Annotated in this window: 18 protein-coding genes and 2 pseudogenes; 15 read left to right on the plus strand and 5 right to left on the minus strand. The window is 40.4% G+C overall.

Features of this window, described 5'->3' with window-relative positions; translation table 11 throughout:
* Positions 1–52: 52 nt before the first annotated feature.
* The 3 genes from AC6H44_RS00945 to AC6H44_RS00955 all read left to right on the plus strand — a co-directional run bounded on the left by AC6H44_RS00945 (position 53) and on the right by AC6H44_RS00955 (position 3,988).
* On the plus strand, positions 53–1,420 hold the full coding sequence (locus AC6H44_RS00945; RefSeq protein ID WP_500736934.1) for an MFS transporter: 1,368 nt from the start codon (positions 53–55) through the stop codon (positions 1,418–1,420).
* Positions 1,421–1,440: 20 nt separating this feature from the next.
* Complete coding sequence (gene ssb, locus AC6H44_RS00950; protein ID WP_500736936.1) at positions 1,441–2,133, plus strand: single-stranded DNA-binding protein; 693 nt, start codon at positions 1,441–1,443, stop codon at positions 2,131–2,133.
* Positions 2,134–2,398: 265 nt separating this feature from the next.
* Positions 2,399–3,988, plus strand: coding sequence for an EAL domain-containing protein (locus AC6H44_RS00955; RefSeq protein ID WP_500736938.1), 1,590 nt, complete (start codon positions 2,399–2,401; stop codon positions 3,986–3,988).
* A gap of 267 nt (positions 3,989–4,255) precedes the next feature.
* Here the strand turns inward: AC6H44_RS00955 and AC6H44_RS00960 are convergent, their stop codons facing one another.
* The gene (locus tag AC6H44_RS00960; protein ID WP_500736939.1) at positions 4,256–5,164 is read right to left on the minus strand and encodes a 1-aminocyclopropane-1-carboxylate deaminase/D-cysteine desulfhydrase; all 909 of its coding nucleotides are present in this window, start codon (positions 5,162–5,164) and stop codon (positions 4,256–4,258) included.
* Between the two features lie 334 nt (positions 5,165–5,498).
* Between AC6H44_RS00960 and AC6H44_RS00965 the strand changes: the two genes are divergently transcribed.
* The 11 genes and pseudogenes from AC6H44_RS00965 (at position 5,499) to AC6H44_RS01015 (ending at position 19,186) form a co-directional block, all read left to right on the plus strand.
* Entirely contained in the window at positions 5,499–7,508 is a 2,010-nt protein-coding gene (locus tag AC6H44_RS00965; RefSeq protein ID WP_500736940.1) for an SUMF1/EgtB/PvdO family nonheme iron enzyme, read from the plus strand.
* Positions 7,509–7,639: 131 nt separating this feature from the next.
* Positions 7,640–8,683 carry a rod shape-determining protein gene (locus AC6H44_RS00970; protein WP_500736941.1) on the plus strand — a complete coding sequence of 348 codons (1,044 nt, stop codon included), beginning with the start codon at positions 7,640–7,642 and terminating at the stop codon, positions 8,681–8,683.
* Positions 8,683–9,525 (plus strand): rod shape-determining protein MreC, encoded by an 843-nt coding sequence (gene mreC, locus AC6H44_RS00975; protein ID WP_500736942.1) that lies wholly within the window; start codon positions 8,683–8,685, stop codon positions 9,523–9,525. The genes AC6H44_RS00970 and mreC overlap by 1 nt, the downstream gene beginning before the upstream one ends.
* The gene (mreD, locus tag AC6H44_RS00980; protein WP_500736943.1) at positions 9,522–10,001 is read left to right on the plus strand and encodes a rod shape-determining protein MreD; all 480 of its coding nucleotides are present in this window, start codon (positions 9,522–9,524) and stop codon (positions 9,999–10,001) included. Before mreC ends, mreD begins: the two co-directional genes overlap by 4 nt.
* Entirely contained in the window at positions 10,001–10,570 is a 570-nt protein-coding gene (locus AC6H44_RS00985) for a Maf family protein (protein ID WP_500736944.1), read from the plus strand. Before mreD ends, AC6H44_RS00985 begins: the two co-directional genes overlap by 1 nt.
* Positions 10,571–10,738: 168 nt before the next feature.
* Positions 10,739–12,043: pseudogene (locus tag AC6H44_RS00990) on the plus strand (ribonuclease E/G).
* Positions 12,043–15,891: a YhdP family protein gene (locus AC6H44_RS00995; protein ID WP_500736945.1), complete on the plus strand. Its 3,849-nt coding sequence runs from the start codon at positions 12,043–12,045 to the stop codon at positions 15,889–15,891. Before AC6H44_RS00990 ends, AC6H44_RS00995 begins: the two are co-directional and overlap by 1 nt.
* Positions 15,888–16,728: pseudogene (locus tag AC6H44_RS01000) on the plus strand (carbon-nitrogen hydrolase family protein). The gene AC6H44_RS00995 and the pseudogene AC6H44_RS01000 overlap by 4 nt, the downstream one beginning before the upstream one ends.
* Positions 16,725–18,164 (plus strand): metalloprotease TldD, encoded by a 1,440-nt coding sequence (gene tldD / locus AC6H44_RS01005; protein ID WP_500736946.1) that lies wholly within the window; start codon positions 16,725–16,727, stop codon positions 18,162–18,164. Before AC6H44_RS01000 ends, tldD begins: the two are co-directional and overlap by 4 nt.
* Before the next feature lie 231 nt (positions 18,165–18,395).
* Positions 18,396–18,908, plus strand: coding sequence for a DUF2799 domain-containing protein (locus AC6H44_RS01010; RefSeq protein WP_500736947.1), 513 nt, complete (start codon positions 18,396–18,398; stop codon positions 18,906–18,908).
* 29 nt (positions 18,909–18,937) lie between these two features.
* Entirely contained in the window at positions 18,938–19,186 is a 249-nt protein-coding gene (locus tag AC6H44_RS01015) for a hypothetical protein (protein ID WP_500736948.1), read from the plus strand.
* Positions 19,187–19,235: 49 nt separating this feature from the next.
* On the opposite strand, the gene AC6H44_RS01020 is transcribed toward AC6H44_RS01015, so the two are convergent.
* The 4 genes from AC6H44_RS01020 to AC6H44_RS01035 are packed head-to-tail and all read right to left on the minus strand — an operon-like array spanning position 19,236 to position 22,722.
* Entirely contained in the window at positions 19,236–19,736 is a 501-nt protein-coding gene (locus tag AC6H44_RS01020) for a DUF3299 domain-containing protein (RefSeq protein WP_500736949.1), read from the minus strand.
* A gap of 14 nt (positions 19,737–19,750) precedes the next feature.
* Entirely contained in the window at positions 19,751–20,998 is a 1,248-nt protein-coding gene (locus AC6H44_RS01025) for an ABC transporter permease (protein ID WP_500736951.1), read from the minus strand.
* Positions 20,995–21,681, minus strand: a complete 687-nt coding sequence (locus tag AC6H44_RS01030) for an ABC transporter ATP-binding protein (protein ID WP_500736953.1) — start codon at positions 21,679–21,681, stop codon at positions 20,995–20,997. Before AC6H44_RS01030 ends, AC6H44_RS01025 begins: the two co-directional genes overlap by 4 nt.
* 6 nt (positions 21,682–21,687) lie before the next feature.
* A complete protein-coding gene (locus AC6H44_RS01035) occupies positions 21,688–22,722 on the minus strand; it encodes a CDP-glycerol glycerophosphotransferase family protein (RefSeq protein WP_500738347.1) in 1,035 nt (344 codons plus the stop codon).
* Positions 22,723–22,939: 217 nt separating this feature from the next.
* Between AC6H44_RS01035 and AC6H44_RS01040 the strand changes: the two genes are divergently transcribed.
* The gene (locus AC6H44_RS01040) at positions 22,940–24,043 is read left to right on the plus strand and encodes a phosphoribosylaminoimidazolesuccinocarboxamide synthase (RefSeq protein WP_500736954.1); all 1,104 of its coding nucleotides are present in this window, start codon (positions 22,940–22,942) and stop codon (positions 24,041–24,043) included.
* Positions 24,044–24,094 lie beyond the last annotated feature (51 nt).

Below are 24,094 nucleotides of genomic sequence, written 5' to 3' on the forward strand. Positions count from 1 at the left end.
CTTGTGTTAGAATCTTTGCTTAATTTTTTCACACAGTAAGATCACGCAAATAATGACCGCATCTTCACTTAATTCACGAGAGAAACGCGCCGCCGTATCGTTAGCGAGTGTGTTTGCATTTAGAATGCTCGGCTTGTTTATGCTGATGCCTGTTTTAGCTATTTATGGTCAATCGCTAGAAGGGTTTTCACCTATCTGGATAGGTTTTGCAATTGGTGCTTATGGTTTAACGCAGGCCGTACTACAAATTCCAATGGGGCGATTGTCCGATAAAATTGGACGTAAAAAAGTTATTGTAGGTGGTTTAGTGGTATTTGCTTTGGGCTCAGTAATAGCCGCTTTGGCAGAGTCTATCCAAATGGTAACCGTAGGGCGTGCCTTACAAGGTATGGGAGCTATAGCCAGCGCATTATTAGCGTTTGCATCAGATTTAAGCCGTGATGAGCAACGACCAAAAGTAATGGCAGTAATAGGTATGAGCATAGGCATGAGCTTTGCTTTTGCTATGTTGCTTGGGCCATTAGTAGCCGCCTCATGGGGTATTGCGGGGGTATTTTGGTTAACCGCTATATTGGCTGTATTGGGTATTTTTATTGTCACTATGCTGGTGCCCAGCGCTGTAAATAAAGCCCCTAAGGGCGATACGCTTGCCAGTTTCAGCGATATTAAAAAGCTTATTAAACACCCACAACTCGCGCGTTTAAATGCGGGCGTTTTATTGCTGCATTTAACATTAACGACTATTTTTGTAGTACTACCGAGCCAGTTGATTAGCGATGGGTTAGTGGCCGAAAACCATTGGCAGCTTTATATTCCAGTTTTATTTTTAGCATTTATTTTGATGGTGCCAGTAATGATAGTGGCAATTAAAAAAGAGAAAGAAAAACAAGCTTTCATTGGCTCAGTTGTGGTTTTAATAGTCAGCATGTTAAGCATGTCTATGTGGGCAAATAGCGTTGTTGGTATTGCAGTTTGTATGCTGTTGTATTTTGTCGCGTTTAATTTTTTAGAGGCAACAATGCCAGCGTTAGTGTCGCGTATTGCCCCTGCAAGCCAAAAAGGCTCAGCCATGGGGGGGTATTCGTCTAGCCAGTTTTTAGGGGCTTTTTTAGGCGGCATGTTAGGTGGATATGTTGCACAAACTACCAGTACGCAAGCTGTATTTGCCGCGGCAGCACTTGTTGGGGTAATATGGCTTATTATTGCGTGGAAAATGCAAGTCCCACCAAAAAGTAAAGTTATTAGTTTAATGACCCAATTAGATTCTGAAGAGCAGGCGCAAACGCTGGCTTCTCAGTTAGTTGCTTTACCTGGGGTAATAGAAGCAACCGTAGTTCGCGATGAAAGTCGTAGCTACTTAAAGATTAATGATAAAGAATTTGACCTAGACCAAGCCCGCAGAGTGGCTGGTTTAATCTAACGTTTATAGGAGATGGTTCCATGGCACGCGGTGTGAACAAAGTAATTTTGGTTGGTAATTTAGGGCAAGATCCTGAAGTGCGTTATATGCCTAACGGTAATGGTGTAGCAAATATTACCTTAGCAACTTCAGATAGCTATAAAGATAAAAACACTGGCCAAATGGTTGATAAAACTGAGTGGCACCGTGTGGTATTTTTTGGCAAGTTAGCTGAAATTGTAGGTGAATACTGTCGCAAGGGATCGCAAGTTTACGTAGAAGGAAAACTTCAAACCCGTAAATGGACTGATCAACAGGGCCAAGAAAAATACACTACAGAAATTGTGGTTGACGGCTTTACAGGTCAAATGCAAATGTTAGGTTCACGCGGTGGCGACCAGCAAAGTGGTGGTTATCAAGGTGGTCAACAAGCTGGCGGTTATCAAGGCAACCAGGGCGGGCAACAAAGCAGTGGTTATGATCAAAATAACCAAGGCCAAAATAGCCAGCAAGGCAGTTATGCTCCACAGCAACAATCTGCACCTGCTCAGCAACCAGCGCCGCAGCAAAATAACCAGTACCAACCACAGCAGCAAGGTGGTTTTGCACCACAGCAAAATAATGCACCGCAACAGCAAGGTGGGTTTGCACCTAAGCCACAAAATGCACCGCAAGGTGGCGCATCAAACCCAATGGAACCAACCATTGATTTTGATGACGATATCCCGTTCTAGCTAATACTTAAGACGTATTCTGTAAAGAATTTTGATTAAGCCCTTTTATAAGGGCTTTTATTATTAAAAACTTAGAGCGATTTAATTAAAAGTGATCGCTAAACTTTGATCCTTACCTTGTAGAATTGAAGATAGTAGACAACACTTTAATAACTTATTTAGTGAGTAGTAAGTTATGAAGGTGAGTAAATTCAATTTCAGCATTAACTCAAACGCTTTGTTTTATGTTCTGTGTATCGCTTTATGGATTATTTTTAATAGTGGCTTGAGTTCTGCACTTAAATATCAAAGTGAGCAAGATGGTTTAGCATTAGTTAAAAAAATACAACAGCAGCCGTCACTTGATCAACAGGCACTCATTACCATGGTTGCTAATACGTCTTTTATGCTTACACCAAGCAAAACCCCTGTTTATGCTAAGTACTTCATGAGCATACAAAAACAGCACTATAGTTATAATCAAAAAAGCGTTGTTCTTTACTCATGGCCTGTTTGGTACACTTATGGACATCTGTTTTTAATTTTGGATATGTTAATTTTAATCACCGTGTTTGGTGTTAAGCACTATAAGCTTTTGCAGTCGAGTTCTAATATAACGATAACGGATAACCCTCAAAAAGCGGCTAAAAAGATTAACCACCCCGCAAATATCGGTTCTTTAAAGCACGCTGTGCAAAATGTACCTTCAGGCACTTCGCGTAGTTCGACAATGTTAAATACCTATGACATGTTTGCCCTTGTGCAGTGTAAGTGTCATTTTGATGCAAATACTGACTTACAAGCGACTCTTAAGGTATTGTTAGCAAAAGGTTTTATTAATACTGATGAAATATCTGTTAAGTTACTAACGCCAGGTAATTTCGCTTTTACCCTCAAAGGCGTTAGCGCGATTGATAAACATAGGTGTGCTAAACATTTACATAAAAGCATTATTAACGCAGCTTATATTCTGACCCCAAGAACGACAGAAGAACATATAAAAGTCGGTGTGTGTACTTACTACCCAGGTGCTGATCAGGTGATGGTGTATCAGTTAGCAAGATCGGCACTCACTCTTTCAGTACAAAGCAGAGTTAAGCATTATCATCAATTAGCGTTAAATTATGGTCATGTCCAAAAACATGACAAAAGTCTAATAACGCAGCGAATTGAAAAACAAAAGCTGGCGATTATATTCCAACCTGTGTTTGAGCTCGATAGTGGCGCTATTATGAAACACCATATTTTAATTAAAAATAGCGACAAGACAAACAAGCAATTACTTAATCAAGAAAGTATCGGTCAGTTTTATAATGATGATGAAGCTTTATTATTTGATCAGGCAATTGTTTTGCAAATTAAAAAACTATTACACATAGAAAGATCTCCGTCAGTTATCAGTATTAAGTTACACCCTAGAAATTGGTTTAATAGTAAGTTTTGGGTTTGGTTAAGTGCTAATGTTAGTGACTTGAAAAACCAGCATACACTGCAGTTCTCGATTACTGAGGCTGACTATTTAACTAATCAAAGTCGTTTACAAGCTGCTTTTTCAACCATAGCAGCGTTAAATTTTAATATAGTAATTGACAATGTTAGCAGTAGTAACAGCATTTTTAATTTCACTCATAATAAGCAAATATCGGGGCTTAATTTAGCGTTTGAACTTGTTCATGGCATAGAGCGTAGTCATTTACAGCAAAAACATGTTCGCGGTATTGTACATATCAGTAAGTTATTAAGTTTATCAGTGGTGGCTGTTAATGTAGAAACATACTCGGAGCTTCAGCTATTAAAAAATATAGGTATTAATGGCGCGCAAGGTAAGTATTTTTCTAATCTGTTGCCTGATTATACTCAAGTTGCATTTCATTAGGGTCTGTTGACCTTTGCGGGTTACAATTTGTTCAAACTAGGGGCGGTTTAATCGCGGCGCGAGGTTTGTAACCTAGTGGGCTAAGTCAAAACCGAGCAACAAAGAGTAAATCGCCCCTAGGCAGAACCCGAAGGGCAGCGCCTGTTTGGCATTGATGCTGCGTTATCGCCTATTTATGGGGAATAACCACACTACATAGGCTCTGCCTTGCCTAAATACCAAACAGACTGCTGCAAATTTAACCTTGAAAGGTCAACAGACCCTAGTTTATATGAGCTCACGGTATTTTAATCCTTCTAAACCTTGCAGCCCTCCGGTATGGAGTGCAATAATTTTGCTACCTGGGGAAAAATAATCATCATTAATAAGCTGCCAAAGTGCGTACATCATTTTGCCACTGTAAATCGGCTCTAATGGTAATTGATGTTGTTGCTGCATATATTGGCAAAACTGCCACAGTTCAGCTGAAAAGTGGCCATACCCGCCACCATGAAACTGAGTAAAAAGTTGCCAATTACTTTGTGATTTTGCTTTAGGGCTAAGAAGTCGTATTTCGTTTCGAAGATAATCGGCCTGCTTTAAAACAGCTATACCTAAAATATTGGTTTTGCTTGAGCTACCTTCTATTAATCCTGCCAAGGTCCCGCCACTGCCAGTTGGGCAGATCAAGTAATCGTGCTCGGGTAAACTTTGGGCTAGTTCTTTACATCCCTCTATAGCAAAGTGGTTAGTGCCGCCTTCGGGAAGAATATACGCATTAGGAAATTGAGCCTGAAGTGCTGCCAAATAGGTTTTATCATGTCGTTGTCGATACGCTAAACGATTCACTGCATGTAACTGCATACCGCATTGCTTGGCAAATTTTAACGTTGGATTATTTGTATCTAGCACTGGGCCGCGCACTATTGCATGAGTTGTGAGATTAAATTCTTTACCTGCTGCGGCACACGCATGGATGTGATTCGAAAAAGCCCCGCCAAATGTAAGCAATTCTGATTTACCGAGCTGTTGCATACGGACTAAATTATATTTCAGTTTACGCCATTTATTACCGCTGATAAGAGGGTGTAATAAATCATCGCGTTTAATGCTAAAAGTTATTTTTTTGTCCGTTAGTAATTTACAGGTAATTGTTTGTAAATAACTATTTTCATTAATGCTGAACGGTGTTGACATTATCACCCTTTTTTATTGGTTATTTGTTTAGTCAGGGACGCAATGAAGTTATTTTGACTCATGTTTTACTACTTAGGCAAATTTAAAAATATGAATACTCGACTAAATTGAGATTTTAGGGGTATAAAATGTAGGTAAATTTCGTTGTTGTTAAATAAATTAACTATTTAGTACAAATGAAACGGTTATTTACTGGCATGAAACGGGCTAATAGTTGTAAACTGAGATAATAAATGAACAAAGCTTGTGTTTTGTGCTGCAAGTACATAGCATAAGGTTTTATTATAAAAATAATAATAACCAAATAATTGCCGCTTTTTTGGGACTGGAATATATGCGAATTGCTCCTTTATCTGTGTTGATCTCTGCTAGCTTTTTTGTAAGTTCAGTATTTGCACAAGATACAACGACTGTAAATACAATAGAATCAGAGATTAATACGAAACAAACCGAATACGCTCGTTCAACGACGATGCTCGATAAGTATTTAAAAGAAGAAACCCAACTGCAAACTCAACTGGAGTTGCTTCGAACACGCTTAACGCAGCTTGATAAAGAAAAAAATCAAGCGTTGGATGCGATGAATGATGTGTATCGTCGTTTAGTTGATAACCCATCGCTTGATATTACTCCTGCACAATCGCGTTATCAAAAAGCCGTTGTTGATCACGAACAAAACAAAAATGATATTTCTATGCAATTGGCGGCAATTGCATCTCACCGTAAAGATATCGAGCAAATTCGTGCGGCAAAACATACGCTTCAAAACACGATTGAAACGTTAAAAACGCAATACACTACAGCGAGAGTAGAGCGATTACGCAATGAGTTTACCCGTGAAGGCACGCTAGAAGTTAACCACATAGTTAGTTGTAAGCGTACCGAAACACTCGCGGCATGTGAGCAAAGTGGCCAACAAATGGGGTTGAAAATAGCAACCAAACGTTTTATCGATCAAGTATTCGAAAACTTAACAGAAAAGAAGCTTGTTGAGCCTAAGCGAGATATGTCGGGCGCACAAGTCCAGATTTTAAGTAGCCATGTTATTAACAGTGCATTTAGTGGCCAAGGCGATTATAACGTCAATTTAAGTGTGACGATGCGAGGCGATGTAAACAGTAGTCGTTTATGTCATTTACTAAGTGTAAACAACAGCTTCTGTTCAGAATATGGCACACCGTTAGCCACTACTTATCAGCCAGTTTATGGTGCAACTTTTTCAGATAGTCAGTTATCATTCAGCGAAAATACGGATAATAATAGAGTCGAAATTGTCGACAAACCAGTTAATGAAAAGCCTAAAGCAGTCGCTGATAAAAAACAGGATAAATTAATTCAGCTGACCTTGCGTTCTAATGTGTATGGTGATGAAGTGTTTATCAATGATATTCATGTTGGTTCAACTCGGTTGGTAACAAGTTTACCGCGTGGATTGCATAAATTAGAGATTCGCAAGGACGGTTATATCCCTTATAAAGCGCGTATTGATTTAAAAACAACACGAACGCTTTTTGCTAAATTGAAAAAAAAATCTGAGTCGATTGCTGTACCGACAAAAAAGCGAGAGCAAATAATACAAGCCGACTGCCCTAAAGGCATGGAAATCGATACAAAAGCACCAAGCGTAGATCCAACAGCGTTAATTATACCCGCTGGTTCATTTAAAATGGGTGATATAAACGGTAATGGGCTTGAAAATGAACGCCCGGTTGTTGAAAAAATAATCAGTGATTCTTTTGTTATGCAAAGCAAGGAAGTCACCGTTGGCGCATTTGAAATTTTTGTAAACGAAACGCAATATAAGACCGAGGCTGAAAAAAACCAAGGCTGCGCTTATTACCTTAATGGCGAACCAGTGTGGGAAGCTAAGTTGAATTGGCGTAATCCTGGTTTTGAGCAAACTGACGAGTTCCCTGCTGTGTGTCTATCGCAAAATGATGCTAAAGCCTATGCCGATTGGTTTTCTGAAAAAACAGCGCAAGTATACCGTTTACCAACGGAAGTTGAATGGGAATATGCGGCGCGTGCAGGTAGTGAAACTGAATACCCATGGGGCAACGAAATTGGAAAAAACTTAGCCAATTGTGGTTGGTGTGGTAGCGAGTGGTCTAATAAGCGCACCGCACCTGTTGGGTTTTTTTCTGCCAATGAATTTGGTTTATACGATACGGTTGGTAATGTATGGGAATGGACTCTGAGTCAGTCGGATAATAAAGATGCGGTAGTTCGAGGTGGCGCATGGAATTTTGCACCTAGCCTTGCTCGTGCATCTACGCGTTTAGTTATAGCGCCAGATTTTAGATCAAATTACATTGGTTTTCGCTTAATGAGCGAACAAGAATAATTTATGGGGAAGCGGTGCTTCCTCTTTTTAATAGTTATAAAGACGGCTGCGCTTTAAATTGCTCACTGCGTTGAGAATGTTAATGCAAACGTAGCTAAAATAAGAACGAATTTCAAAGGTCATCCAGCCTCATGTTTAAAAAACTCCGTGGTATTTTTTCAAACGATCTATCGATCGACTTGGGTACAGCCAATACCCTAATTTATGTAAAAGAAGAGGGCATTGTATTAAACGAGCCTTCAGTTGTTGCTATTCGTCAAGAGCGCGCCGGGGGGCCTAAGAGTGTTGCCTCTGTAGGTACAGAAGCGAAGCAAATGTTAGGGCGTACACCTGGTAATATTAAAGCCATTCGGCCTATGAAAGATGGTGTAATTGCTGATTTTTATGTCACTGAAAAAATGCTCCAGCATTTCATCAAACAAGTTCACAATAATAACTTTATGCGACCAAGTCCACGGGTGCTTATTTGTGTGCCTTGTGGAGCCACGCAGGTTGAAAAACGTGCTATTCGTGAATCAGCAATGGGTGCCGGTGCCCGTGAAGTTTATTTAATAGAAGAGCCTATGGCCGCTGCTATTGGTGCTGGCTTGCCTGTTTCTGAAGCAACGGGTTCTATGGTTGTTGATATTGGTGGCGGTACAACAGAAGTCGCTATTATTTCACTTAATGGGGTTGTTTACTCATCATCAGTGCGTATTGGTGGCGATAAGTTTGACGAAGCCATTATTAATTATGTACGTCGTAACTTTGGCAGTTTAATTGGGGAAGCGACTGCTGAGAACATTAAACACCAAATTGGTTCTGCGTTTAAAACAGACGAGCCAGTGGAAATGGAAGTGCGAGGGCGTAACCTTGCAGAAGGTGTACCTCGTTCGTTTACCCTTAACTCACATGAAATTTTAGAGGCTTTACAAGAACCACTAATGGGTATTGTAAGTGCGGTTATGGTTGCGCTTGAGCAGTCACCACCTGAGTTAGCATCTGATATTTCTGCACATGGTATGGTATTGACTGGCGGCGGCGCGTTACTCAAAGATTTAGACCGTCTTCTTATGGAAGAAACAGGCATCCCAGTGGTAGTCGCTGATGATCCATTAACCTGTGTAGCACGTGGTGGTGGTAAAGCGCTTGAGATGATTGATGTACATGGTGGTGACGTTTTTAGTTACGATTAATGAAATCAATGTTTGAAAAAACGGTATCTTTACAACTGCGACTTTTTGTCGCAGTGCTTTTGAGTATCGTGTTGATGCTTGGGGATAAGTACACGCAAGGTGGGGCGAATATTCGCACCAGTTTAAATACTTTAGTCAGCCCACTTATGTATGTGGCTAATTTGCCCTACGAAGTATTTAGTTTTAGCGCTAAAAGCCTGCATACGCGTGAGCAACTATTGAGTGAAAATGAAGCGCTTAAAAAAAAGCAAGTATTGCAAAGCGAACAAATACAGCAATATGAATTTTTAGCTAAAGAAAACCAAAAACTACGCGCATTGCTAGGGTCTTCTTCAAAGCATTCGAATCGTAAAATTATCGCTCAGGTACTTTCTGTTCATTCAAATCCTTATAGTCATCAAGTGGTCATAAATCGTGGCACTACAGATGGCCTAAGTGAAAGCCAAGCCGTAATTGATGATATGGGCGTGGTTGGTCAATTAACTAAAGTAGGCTCAACCACTTCACGCGTTTTATTAATTACAGACACCACTCATGCAACACCTGTTCGTATTTTACGTAATGACGTACGTACAGTGGTTGAAGGTATTGGTAAAATTAACGTACTAAAATTGTCACATGTGCCGCATAGTTTGGATGTGCGCATTGGTGATGTATTAGTTACATCGGGCCTTGGTGGCACATTTCCAGAAGGTTACCCAGTCGCTGTAATAACAGAGATAACGCGTGATGAAGGGCAACCTTTTGCGCAGGTATTTGCTGAGCCGATTGCTCAATTAGATCGAATTCGGTTATTAGTGATATTGTGGTTAAATAAGCAAGCAGGAGTTAATGGCAGATGATTAACCGTCAAGTGCTATTAATTGCATTAAGTATTTTCTTCGCACTGGTGATGGCGTTAATGCCGTTCCCCTTTTCACTTGAGCCATTTCGTCCTGATTGGGTGTTGTTGGTAATGATGTACTGGTCTTTAGCTTTACCGCATCGACTAAATATTGGTACAGCGTGGGTTGTTGGGTTACTCATTGATTTAGCAACAGGCTCTTCTTTGGGAGTAAATTCATTAACCTATTCAGTGTGTATTTTTGTTACAGCAAGTAACTTTCAAAAAATTCGTAATTTTTCATTGTGGCAACAAAGCCTACTTATAGGCTTATTCTTAACGCTTTATCATTTAATGCAATTTTGGTTAAACCACTTTTTACTTGGCGTTTATTTTAGTCCACATTACTTATGGCCTGTTTTAACAGGCATGTTGAGCTGGATTTGGGTATTTTTATTACTTAGAAAATACCGAAGACACTTTAGGATCAGATAATGACTTGCGCAGTATATTTAGCCTCCGCGTCTCCCCGTCGTAAAGAGCTGCTAACCCAATTGGGTATTGAATTTTCACAATTTAGCGTAGATGCAGATGAAAGTCAGTTTGCGAATGAGCGTCCATATGATTATGTTGAACGTTTAGCACGCTTAAAGGCACAAATGGGGGTGGAACAAGGTTTTACCGATCGGCCTGTTTTAGGCAGTGATACTGTGGTAGTGATTGATAATCAATCTTTAGGTAAACCACAGGATGAATATGATTTTACCCACACCTTAAAACGCTTATCAGGAAGTACGCACCAAGTGCTAACCGCCATCGCTTTTGCTACATCAGATAAAGTACTCAGTTGTGTGGTCAGTACTGATGTAACATTTAAAACACTCAGTGATGAAGAAATACAGGCTTATTGGCAAACTGGTGAGCCTCAAGATAAAGCCGGTGGTTACGGTATCCAAGGATTAGGTGGGCGCTTTGTAACCCATATTTCAGGTAGCTATTTTGCCGTTGTGGGCTTACCTTTATATGAGACAGAGCAATTATTACATACATTTTTAAGAGGGTAGCATGAGTACAGAATTACTGATCAATGTCACGCCGAGCGAAAGCCGCGTTGCCCTAATCGAAAACGGTGTGTTACAAGAAATCCAGCTAGAGCGTATTGGCAACTTAGGCATAGTGGGTAATATTTACTTGGGTAAAATAAGCCGCGTGTTACCCGGTATGCAAGCCGCATTTGTTGATATAGGGTTAGAAAAAGCAGCTTTTTTACACGCTTCAGATATTGTCAATAGCGCTTCTATTGTGGAAGGTGTTGACGACGAGCCGATAAAAAAAGTCCAAGATATTCGTGAGCTTGTGCGTCAAGGTCAGTATATTATGGTGCAAGTAGTTAAAGATCCGTTGGGCAGTAAAGGTGCGCGTTTAACTACCGATATCACTATTCCTTCACGTTATTTAGTGTTTATGCCTGATGCAACCCATGTTGGCGTGAGTCAACGTATAGAAACAGAAGAAGAACGCGCCAGATTAAAGACAATTGTTGCTGAGTATGGTGATGAAAACGGCAGTTTTATTGTTAGAACGGCGGCTGAAGGGGCCAGTGAGGTTGAGCTTAGACACGATGCTGCTTTTTTAAAAAAACTGTGGGGAAAAATAGTCTCTCGTCGCAGAAAAACCAGTAAAGCCAGTATACTTCATGAAGATTTAACGCTCGCCTTTAGAACGTTGCGCGATTATGTGGGCGAAGATATGGAGCGTATTCGTGTTGACTCTAAGCTGACCTATGAAGAGTTAAAGTTATTTACCGAGGAATTTGTACCGCTTTTATCGCAAGTGCTTGAGTATTACCCTGGAGAGCGTCCTATTTTTGATTTGTTTGATGTTGAAAGTGAAATTCAAAAAGCACTGCATCGAAAAGTTACCTTAAAGTCGGGGGGTACTTGATCATAGATCAAACTGAAGCCATGACCACCGTTGATGTAAATACCGGTGCTTTTGTTGGCCACCGTAATCTTGAAGAAACTATTTTTAATACCAATGTAGAGGCAACCTCTGCTATTGCGCGTCAGCTAAGACTGCGTAATTTAGGCGGTATAATTATTATCGATTTTATTGATATGTTAAGCGATGAGCACAAACGCCGCGTAATGCACTCATTAGAATCTGCGCTGTCTAAAGACCGAGCTAAATCCAATATTAATGGTTTGTCGGCATTGGGCTTAGTTGAAATGACCCGCAAACGTATTCGCGAGAGTTTAGAGCATGTACTGTGTGATGTGTGTCCTGCCTGTTCTGGTCGTGGTTCACAAAAAACAGTCGAAACCGTTTGCTATGAAGTGTTACGTGAAATAGTGCGGGTTAATCGTGCTTATGATGCGGATAAATTTGTGGTTTATGCTGCGCCTGCAGTATGCGAAGCATTATTAAATGATGAGTATCATAATCTTGCCGAATTAGAACTCTTTATTGGTAAGCAAGTTAATATTCAAACAGAAAGCTTATACAGCCAAGAGCAGTTTGATGTGGTAATGATGTAATGAAATTTAAAGCGGCCTGTTTTTTTTGTGTGCGAAAGTTATGGCAAATCAGTGCTGTAATATTAGTACTACTGGCCGTTATCGTTTCTGTTTTAAAATATACTTTACCCTACGCGAACGACTACAAAGGTGATATAGAAAGTTACCTAGATAGCAAGTTTGATATTAGCTTATCGATAGGCGCTATATCAGCAAGTTGGCAAGGTAATGGGCCCGCCTTAGTGCTCGAAGAATTGTCATTTAAAGATAACCAAACTTCACCTATCTCTTTGACCATTGCTAAAACGAGTTTAGAGTTAAACCTCTGGGAAAGTTTAAAGTCACTACAACTTAAATCGAATTACTTTGTGATTAATGGTTTTCATACTAAGGTCAATGTTGCAAATTTATTCGCAGGTAACCAAGATGATGTGTCATTTGAGCAAAAAGAATTAATAGAAGGGCTATTTTTAGGCGAAACAGGTCATTTTGCAATAGAAAACTCCAGTATCAGTTTTATATTAGAAGATAACAAAGAGCGCAAACTATTACTGAAAAATATTGTATGGCAAAACCAAGATAAACAGCATCTTGGCAGTGGTAGCCTTGCATTACCAGGTATTTCGGTCGGTAATTTTGATGCGCGTATTGCGCTCAAAGGTGAAACCTTAGAGCAAATGGTGGGTGATCTGTATGTGCAAGCTAACCAGGTTGATGTGTCAAATTGGTTAGCCCAGTATATTAATACTCAAAAGCAGCAATTACACAGTGATTTAAATTTACAAGCCTGGCTAAAGTTAGATCAAGGCTTAATAAGTGATGTAAAAGTGCAGTGGTTACCCAGTGCGGTAAATTGGCAACTCAATGAACAAACACAAAAGGTAAGCCTCAGTGAGGGTGGGTTTCATTTATATCCAGAGCAAAATAGCTGGCGGTTAAAAAGCACCGGCTTAGCTTTTAGCACGGGCGGCACCACTTGGCCAAGCCTTGAATTTGAAGCCTTACTAGGTAAACAAAGTAAAGTATGGTTTCAGCAACTCGATTTAACCTTATTGAGTGATTTAGCTGAATTAACTAACTTTAGTGAGTTAACCCCTTTTTTAGCACGTCAACCCCGTGGACAAATTAAAACTGCGTACTTTGAGTTTGTTAACGATCAGCAATGGCAGCTATGGTTTGATGCTGATGAGATTAGCTGGAAAGAAAACAACGCCATACCCGCGGCACAATCTTTAAGGGTTAATGGGCTGGTTAATCAGCAGTATGGCCACATTACTATTTTTGGTGAAAACAGTCGTTTAATTACAGGTGCTAGTTTTAGCCAAGATATTGAGTATAACCAGCTAAATATTGAGTTGGATTTAGCTAAGCGCTCAGGTAAGTGGCATATAAGCAGTGATAATCTCTGGTTTGATAACAATGAAGTGACTTTAAGCGCACAGATGCAATTAAGCTTAGGGGATGCGCCACGCTTAGATTTATATGCTGAGGCATTTGCACCGGATGCCAATGTTGCTGGCCACTATTTTCCTTTAACTTTAATGAGCCCAGAGCTAGTTAGTTATTTAAATGGTGCAATAAAAGCAGGTGAAGTATCGAATGCGCAAGTATTGTTTTCTGGTCCATTATCTGGATTTCCGTTTAAAGATGGTTCTGGGCAGTTTGATGTATTAGCGCAAATTGATAACGCCACTTATCAATTTGATCCGACATGGCCTGCAGTCACTAATGCCAGTATTAAACTGCATTTTGCGAATGAACGTATGGATATTTACAGCCAGCAAGGACAACTTGTTAATCTAGACGTTGGCAATAGTGTGCATGTCAGTATGGATGACTTAATGGGTAATGTGCCATTAGTGGTTAATATTGATAAGCAAGCAGAGCTTGAAAAAATGCACGATTTTTTTTCCGCTACCCCCCTAGCAAACCCTTTAGCTGATATTTTCGATGTAGTACAAGGAAAGGGGCTTGCCAAAGCAAACATTGAGCTGTTGATAGGATCACAGTTTGAGGATGGAGCAAGTGTCAGTGGTACGGTTAATTTACTCGATTCACCCCTCTACATTTCAGCGCCTGGTATTTCACTTGAGCATTTAAAGGGGGAGCTTAGTTTTAAAAATCAGCAAATAAACCTAACTGATGCCACGGCTACATGGCTTGGCATGCCGCTAACCATTAACTATAGCAGTGATAGCAATGCAGCGGATTATCGCGCTGATATTAATATAAATGCCCAACTTGATGCAAAAACACTGATTGAGAGTGGTCAAGGAATTTTAGACGGTTACCTCAGTGGACAAAGTGATATTACTATTGATTTAGCGCTTAATTTTACTGAGCAAGGGTTTAATTACCTTGCCAAAGTAGAGTCGCCACTAACAGGCTTAAGTAGTTCCCTGCCTGAGGAATACACAAAAAGTAGTGAGCAAACTTGGCCACTGAGTGCGGTTATTCAAGGCGATGATATATCTAATTTGATCACCGCAAACATCAATGAACTATTTTATTTTAATGCCATTTTAGACAATACAAAATCACAGTTCTCCAATGCTCACTTTATAATCGGCAACAAAGATTTAGGGCTTAATTCACAAGATTTAGCGGTGAGCATTAATTTAGCGCAGAGTGAGTTATTACCTTGGATTGATTTAATCGACCAAATTATCAGTGTGGCTAAAACGCAGCCTCAAAACACATCGCCAAGCGTGATGCCACCTTTGCATGAAGTGATTGCGAATATTGACAGTTTTAATGTTAGTGGCATGCAGTTTAATGATTTTGATATGCGTTTATCACCCTTAAATAATAATTTGCAATTAAAGCTTAATGCCAAAGAATTAAGGGCTGAGGTATTTATACCTAGCGAGCAACCCAGTCAGCCGATTCGAATTAACAGCGATTATTTAAGGCTTAACTTTTTAGAGTCCGAAACAGAGCAGTCGAGCGAAAAATCAACCCCTGAGCAACTTGCATGGCTCACAAGGTTACCGGCTATTGAATTTGAATGCGCTGATTGTAAAGTGAGCCATTATCAGCTTGATAAAGTAAGCGCCTCGTTGTTAGGCGATGGTAAAAAGCTGCTTATTTCTGAGCTAGTGGTTGATAAAGGCGAGCATATATTGCGTACCAAAGGGCAATGGCAAAACGGGTTAACAGCACTAACGGGTGAACTTAAAAGTGATGATATTGGCGCGTTATTTAATGAGTTTGACATTACCACCACCATCAAAGACTCAAAGGCTAATCTAAATTATCAGCTAAATTGGCAAGCTGCGCCTTATAGCCCAGATATTGCTAGTTTGGATGGCGAAATCAGCTGGGATTTAGGCGAGGGCCATCTAACCGAGGTTAGTGATGGCGGTTCAAGGGTGTTTTCATTACTGAGCCTTGATTCGTTAGTGCGTAAATTAAAGCTAGATTTTAGAGATGTATTTTCTAAAGGCTTTTTTTATAACAGCATGAAAGGCACTATGCAGATAGATAAAGGCATTGCCTATACCCAAGATACAAAAATGGATGGGGTGCCAGCCGATCTTTCTATTAAAGGGTATGCAAATTTAAACACCCTTGAAATAGACTACGACTTAGCGGTGGCGCCGCAAGTAACCTCAAGTATTCCGGTGATTGTGGCGTGGATGGTCAATCCGGTTACGGGGCTTGCCGCGTTAGCAATTGATAAAGTGATTCACTCTGCGAGAGTGATCTCAGAGATCAACTTTAAAGTGACAGGCAAAATGAACGATCCTCAGGTACAAGAGTTAGATCGTAAGAGCCGAGAAGTGACCTTGCCGCAAGCTGCACAAAATCAGCCCCAAGCATCTTCAGAGTTAAAACTTAAAGATGCCGAGATTAGCGCAGCACGATGAATAAGCAAAATGTAAACCTATGCCCTGTGATTATTGCATTACAAATGTGCTCAGGCTTAAACCCGGACGATAATATTGCAAAATTAAAACAGGCATTACAAACCTTACCGACAGCTCGTCCTATGCTAGTGTGTTTACCAGAAGCATTTTTAGTGTTTAGTAAACACGCCACTGATACGCTTTTAGTATCACAGCGTATTGAACAGTATAAACAGCAACTCAGTGAATTGTGCCGTAAACACAATATTTGGTTAAATGCTGGCACGTTGCCAGAGCCGTATAATCAGCATAAGTACCACGGGGCCTCACATTTATTTAATAACCAAGGCGATATTGTTGCAAGCTATAACAAAATACACTTGTTTGATGTTGAGGTCGATGACCAAACCGGTAGCTACCGAGAATCCGACTTTACCCAAGCAGGCGATGCGATTGTGGTTGTTGATTCTCCTTTTGGTAAAATTGGTTTAACAGTATGTTATGATTTGCGCTTTGCTGGTTTATTTAACGCATTAGTGGGCAAAGGCGCTGAAATTATATTAGTACCCAGTGCGTTCACTGTTCCAACAGGCAAAGCGCATTGGCCAGCCGCTACTTACAGCGCGTGCCATAGAAACGCAATGTTATGTTATTGCGGCAGCGCAATATGGAACGCATGAAAACGGCAGGCAAACTTATGGTCACAGCTTAATGGTATCGCCTTGGGGTGAAACATTAAGTGAAAAACCAACAGGGCTTGGTTTTATTAGTTGCACCGTAGATTTAAACCAGTTACACAAAATTAGACGAGATATGCCGTTGCAATCTCACCAACGATTTAGAGAGCCATTATTATGAATTCGGTTGAACAGCATTTATTACACGACAGCCAGCTAAATCGAGGAGAACTCGAAAAAACATTAGCTTATATTCACCAGCACAAAGTTGATTATGCCGATCTTTATTTTCAATCGAGCCATCATGAGTCTTGGGTATTAGAAGACGGCCTAGTTAAAGAGGGTTCTTATAACGTTGAGCGTGGTGTGGGAGTGCGGGCGGTAAGCGGTGAAAAAACTGGTTTTTCGTACTCAGATGCAATAAACCTTGAAGCGTTAAACAAAGCAGCCACCGCTGCACGCAGTATTGCCGATGCCGGTGAAGATAAAGCGGTTAAAGTATTTAGCGATGTGGCTGCAAAGCAGCAGTTTGCGCCGCATCAGCCAATCTCTAGCATGAGCGATACTGATAAAGTTAACTTGTTACGTGAACTTGAAAATTATATTCGCGAATTAGCCCCCGGTGCTGAGCAAGTCATTAGCTCTATGTCTGCGGTATACGAGGAGGTATTAATTGCAGCCAGCGATGGCACCTTTGCGACCGATATCCGTCCGCTTATACGTTTAAATTGCTCTGTGTTACTTGAAAAAAATGGTCGCCGTGAACGTGGCGGTGCGGGCGGTGGTGCGCGCTTAGATTATGGTTACTTTAAAGAGCTTGTTGATGGCAAGCCGCGCTGGATGGGCTTTGCAGAAGAAGCTGTGCGTCAAGCTAAAGTAAACTTAGAGGCTATTGATGCTCCAGCAGGCACGATGGAAGTGGTATTAGGCAATGGCTGGCCAGGCGTATTGTTACACGAGGCTGTAGGCCATGGCCTAGAGGGAGATTTTAACCGTAAAGGCGCGTCTGCGTTTAGTGGTAAAGTAGGGCAAAAAGTTGCCTCAGAGCTATGTACTGTGGTTGATGATGGCACAATAGCTGATCGCCGTGGTTCTCTTAATGTTGATGACGAAGGCACGCCTGCGGCTTATAACGTACTTATCGAAAACGGTATTTTAAAAGGCTACATGCAAGATAAAATGAATGCCCGTTTGATGGGCGTTAGCCCAACGGGTAATGCCCGTCGTGAATCGTACGCTCATTTACCTATGCCACGTATGACCAACACATACATGTTAGGCGGTGAGCATAGTCAAGCCGATATTATTAGCAGTGTGAAAAAAGGCGTGTTTGCACCAAATTTTGGTGGCGGCCAAGTGGATATCACCTCGGGTAAGTTTGTATTTAGTGCCTCAGAGGCTTATTTAATTGAAAATGGTAAAATTACTCAGCCAATTAAAGGCGCAACATTAATTGGTAATGGCCCTGAGGTTATGCAGCAAATTTCTATGGTGGGTAATGACTTAGCATTAGATAAAGGCGTAGGGGTATGTGGTAAAGACGGTCAAAGTGTACCTGTAGGAGTTGGCCAGCCAAGTTTGAAAATAGATAATCTAACGGTAGGCGGCACCGCTTAATTTTTTTGACTACCACAGGGTATAAATAAAACCTTGAAAGTGCATACTCTCAAGGTTTTTTTTATTCTACATTCCAGCTTTATGAGAATAGCTTGTTACATTTTTATTATTCACTTTAAATGAATATCTCTTAAAATAGGTACTTGAATAATCTATGACACTATAGGAAATAGTATGTTTAGCCGTTGTATGTTCATTTTATTTTTACTATCTCTATCAGGGTGCTCTTCTTTGTCTCAGGATGAATGTATACAGGCCAATTGGACAAATCTAGGCTTTAGTCATGGTGAGCAAGGGTATACTTTTGAGCAAGGCAGAGAAATCATATCCGCTTGTAGTGAATTTGGCATCACTGCAAAATTAGATGATTATCAAGTTGGTTACAAACAGGGACTCGCAGCCTTTTGTCAGCCTGAAAATGGCTTTACCCTCGGTTTACGAGGCGATGCGTATAACGGGGTTTGTAATGACACACAGTTTAGAAAAGCATGGCAAGAGGGTAATGAACGTTATCAATTTGAAGCAAGGAAAGCCGAAATAGATGATAGACTTAAGAATATTAATTGGCGGTTACAATCTATTAGTAATGAATTAGCGAGTGATAAACCGTCAAGTAACCAAAGTAAAGAGTTATGTCGAGAGCGAAAGCAGTTAGAGAGAGAGCGTAGCAATTTAAGGAAAGAAAAAGCACTTTTACCAATACTTAACAAGCTTCCTTCATGGCATTTTAAGTATGAGCTGTAATTTACACAGTATTTTTTAAGGAGATAAATATGAAAGTAATGTCAATTTTAATATCACTTCTGATCCTCAGTGGGTGTGCATCACAAGAAGTACCAGACGGTTATGGAGATGAAGTATTTGCAGAGCATGAGTGTTTAGGTGGCGAAGTCGAGACTGACTATAACTATACAATCTTTAGCTCTGACGAAGATGAAAGCAATAAGAGCACAGTGAAGTCGACTTGTCATCCAGTGAAAACGCAGTCTGAACTTGAGCGGGATATTAGAACGGGTGGTTGATAGAACAAAATAAAAAACCCACTTTATAGTGGGTTTTTTATTTTAAGAATTAAAGCTCAAAGGGAGCAACACCGACTGCTTGCATTGTGTAACCTACTTGGGCTATTTCGCCAGACCAAGTTTGCGTTTTAATAACGCCCGTTACAACAATTGCATCGTATAAACTGTCTATAGGGACACCGCCTTTAATGGTCACATGAACCAGCTGATTTGGTGGCGGTGGGGGAACATGAATACAGGCGCCAAAATAAGGGACTAATAAAAACTCGGTAATGAGTTCGCTGTCGCCTTCAAGTGGCACAACAAAACCAGGTAGGCTCACAGACTGTCCATCAAGCGCTTTAACAACTGGCGCGTCTAAATCAGGTTGCACCCAGTTTTGTTCACTGCCTTCGTGATTTGCTTGTGCTTGGGTGTCTATTTGCACATGGCCTTGTGGGATTAAATCTTCCCAAAAAATTTCCTTGGGTGGATTTGCAATGCTAGCAAAGCTAATAAGCACTGCGCTTAATAGCATTAAAAAGTGTGTAGTTACTTTAAACAACGTCATGATCATCCTAAAGTTTATATTTTTATACTCATACCATCACTGAGAGAATAAAAGTAAGCGCGTGTCGCGGGGATCAAGCCAATAACGAATCCCGCAGCCATAATAACGCCAATCAAAGTGAGTTCATAGCCAGAGAGCATATTGATATTAATACTCACCCCGACTTGGCTTTGTAAGTAACTCGCCGTCGTGCCCATAAGTGTATAAAATAAAATGCAGCCTACCAAGCAGCCTAAAAAGGTAGTGAGTAGTGACTCCATACTGATCAGTGAAAATAACTGCCATGGGCGTGCGCCCACAGAGCGCAATATTGCCAGCTCTCTGCGCCGTTGATTAAGGTTAGCAAGTAGTGTGGTTAACATACCAAGCAAGCTTATAATAACCACCACAAATGAAAATAGCAGTAGTATCTTTTCTATTATTGCCAGCATTTCCCAAAGCTCTTTTAGTGTCACTGTGGGCATAATCGCTAGTAGAGGCTCTTGCTTATATTGGTTTATATTACGCCTAATTTGAAGCGTATAAAGCGGGGAGTCGAAGCCCATTAAAAAAGCAGTAATTTGTTGTGGGTGACCAATTAATGCGTGGCTTGAGTGGTCATGATGATCGTCGTGTGTGCTGTGTTCAGCGCCATGGATCAGTTCAATGGCTGCCAGTGGCACATGCAAGGTTTTATCTACTGGGGTGCCGGTGGGCTTTAAAATACCAACAACTTTAAAAGGATTATCGTCATGATGATGAAAGCTTGTGTTGCCCATACCATGAGAAATCACAATTTCATCGCCGATTTGATAAGCGCGCTTTTTTGCAACCTCACTACCTATTACCACTTCGTTTATACTGGAAAAAGCCTGTCCTCGCTCAAACTCTAAAGGCTGTTTTTTGGCAAATCGGTAGTGATTAAAGTAATCAAGTGTGGTGCCTAATACCGCCTGACCTTTGTGGCTATCTCCTAGGCTGATAGGAATACTCCACTTAACTCCGCGCTGTTTTGTAATATATTGATAGCTTTGCCAACTCACTCCATTATTCGTATGGCCAATTCTAAACACCGAAGAGAGTAGTAATTGAATATCACCCGTGCGAGCGCCCACAATTAAATCAGTACCCGAAATGGTATTACTAAAACTACTTTTTGCGTCAATGCGAACGCGTTCAATACTGAGCAATAACATCACACTAATCGCAATTGTCAGTAAGGTCAGTAACACGCTGGCACGCCTATTTAGCACGCTTTTATAAGCAAGTTTAAACAAAATCATACATCACCTTGCAAATTAACTAAGTCGATTGTGCGACTAAATAGTGGCTTTAATGTTTCATCATGGCTGACAAAAACGAGGGTACTGTTATTATTTTTAGCTTGTTCAAATAGTAACTTAATAAAACCTTCGCGATTTTGGGTATCCAATGCGGAAGTGGGTTCGTCAGCAATAATAAGCTCAGGGCTACCTATAAATGCGCGTGCTGCAGCAACTCGCTGCTGTTGGCCAATACTAAGCGTGGCTACATTTTGATTATGAAAGTGTGCTTCTAACCCCAGTGCATTGAGCAATCGAGCTGCTTCACTGAGTAAATTATCGGCTTGGCTGAGCACCTGTTGCTGACGTTTTTTTGAAAATTGACACCCTAAACACACGTTTTCCAATGGCGTTAAATAAGGTAGTAAGTTAAAGCTTTGAAAAATATAGCCAATATGATCGGCTCTAAAGGCATCACGCTGAGCGTTAGTCAGTGTACTTAGATTTTGCTTTAAAACACAAAGCTCGCCGCTAGTGGTTGTATTGATACCGGCTAATAATGCCAGTAAGGTGGATTTGCCACTGCCGCTTGGGCCATGTACAAAAACATGCTCTGCTTTATTAATAGTAAGCTTTTTGATTGCAAGAGTTGGGTTGACTGCGGTTTTTTGCCATTTAAAAGACACATTTTCAAGATTAATCATATCGCCTTACCAACTCCAGTAGTTGAGTTTTTTACGCATTTTTAATTGCCTAATAATATTAAACGGTTTAGCTTTGAGTTTTTCATTACTGTGTAATAACTCATTAGTTGCGCAAAGTACCCGTCGGCTTGACTTACCATCTGTGTAGGGGTGTAACTCTTGGCAAAAAGCTTCAATATTATCTATAAGCTCTTTTGGGTAAGTTAGTGCATAGTCTATTGCGGCTTCAACGTTATTTTTATCCGTAATATCCAGCAAGTGTTTTTCAGGCGCTTTATTACAAAAGGTCACCACAGGCTTTCGTTGTACTAAAAACATCAGTAATATTGATGAAGTGTCGCACAGCATCACATCGGCAGATTGCAGTAATGGAATAACATTATCTGTTTCTACAAAAGTGAGGTTGTCATTACTCAGTGCTTTGTATTTATCAACCCACTCTTGCGGCATTTTAGGATGAAACTGAACTAATAATCGCCACTTACCGCTTTCACTAAAGTGTTTTATTTGTTCATAAAGTTTAGGTGCAAGAGAGAGCCGCTTTGAAAATGTAGAGCAGATCAATACCGTTGGGCGAGGGTCTATTTCATCAATATGGCTAGGCGTTGAGTTACCATTAAAAAACTGATCAAGAGGGGGCCAACCTGTTTCTACTACTTTAAAATAGCCCAGCTGTTTTTGTAATGCTGTAAATGGTGTGGTTGTATTTGGGCCTTGCGTACAATATAAATCAAAGCAGCCCCGCACTTTAAAGTGATCGTTTTGACCTTTTTTATTTAGCTTTCCTGCATCAAAGCCATGAAAAACAGCCACTTTCTTTCCGGGGAAAAAGGTCGGGATGGAGTTCGCTGGAGCAAAAGTTGCGTCAGGCGCCCATTGGTTTATTTCGTGGATGGAGTTTAGCGTTTTTTCATCACTTTTTAGAAAGTCAGGATTAACATCATCGCCTTCTAAAAACCATTTCACTTCCCCTCCTTGGGCTAGTATTTCTGCTTGCAATGGTCTTAAAATAGCGTAGGAATAATTTTGAGAAATATACATTAAATATTTCTTATTCTTAGTGGCAGTTAAATAGTTCAAGCTAGCTCCTCAGGGCAAGTCATCATGCAAGTTTACCCCAATGCGCCAGCTAGATAAATATACTGAGATGATTTGTTTTTAGCCTAAGATTGAGCTTTGTGGTTGGCTAGATTATTATAGAGCGCCTAACCCCAATTCCATACTTTGCTCTTTGAGCATGCCAAACCCCGGAGATAGCATGACTAGCTATAAAGTTTTAGACGTAAACGATGACTTACCCATTCGTATCAAAGGTAAAGTGCACAGCGGTAAAGTGCGTTCAGTTTATTGGTTAACCGATGCAGATAGTAAACGCTTAATAAATGAGAAAGGCTATAACATCCCTGCCGATACTGAATTAGCTATTATGGTTATTTCAGACAGAATTTCTGCTTTTGATTGCATATGGCAAGCTGAAAATGGCCTAAATGGCGTGCCAGGTAAAGGGATTGCATTAAACTCAGTGGCTGCTCATTGGTTTAACATGTTTGATAAAGCGGGTTTGGCTGGCAATCATATTGTGGATATTCCTCATCCTTATGTATGGATTGTTCGTAAAGCCAGTACAGTTAAAGTTGAAGCGATTGCTCGCCAGTATATAACCGGCAGTATGTGGCGTGACTACGCTAAAGGCGAACGACACTTTTGTGGTTTGCAACTTCCAGAAGGTTTAAACGCGAATCAAAAGCTTGAACAGGTACTCATTACTCCTTCTACTAAAGGTATTATAGAAGGAGTGGCTGATATTCCTGCTGTTGATGATGTAAATATCACGCGTGAGAATATTACAAATAACTTAGGCGTTTTTAATTTTAAATCGGCTGATGATGTCACCAAATACGAAAAGTTATTGGTAGAAGGGTTTGAACTTATCAGTAATGAGTTAGCTAGGCTTGGGCAGATTTTTGTTGATACCAAATTTGAATTTGGTTACGTAGAAGACATGAACGGCGTGCAGCAACTTATTTATATTGATGAAGTAGGGACTCCCGATTCATCACGCATTTGGGATGAAGCATCTTATAAAGATGGCAAAATTATTGAAAACTCAAAAGAAGGCTTCCGCCAGTTATTAATTAATAACGTGCCAGAGAGCGATGTGTTATTAAATAAAGATCGTATGGCAGAACGTGAAAAATTAGCACAAGATTATATTTTGCCTGAGTCAGTAATGCTTGAAGTGTCTGATACTTATGTGGGTATAGCTAGCAAAATTATTGGTAAAGAGATCGTTATACCCAATGATCCGCGCCAAGAAGTGATTGCAATTTTAGATGCGGATTACGGTTTAATTAACCATTAGCGAGTACGTTAAACTCAATAGCAAAGCTCATTTTCACTAGTAAAAAAGTAT

The sequence above is a fragment of the Pseudoalteromonas sp. TAP-3C genome, assembly GCF_059888565.1.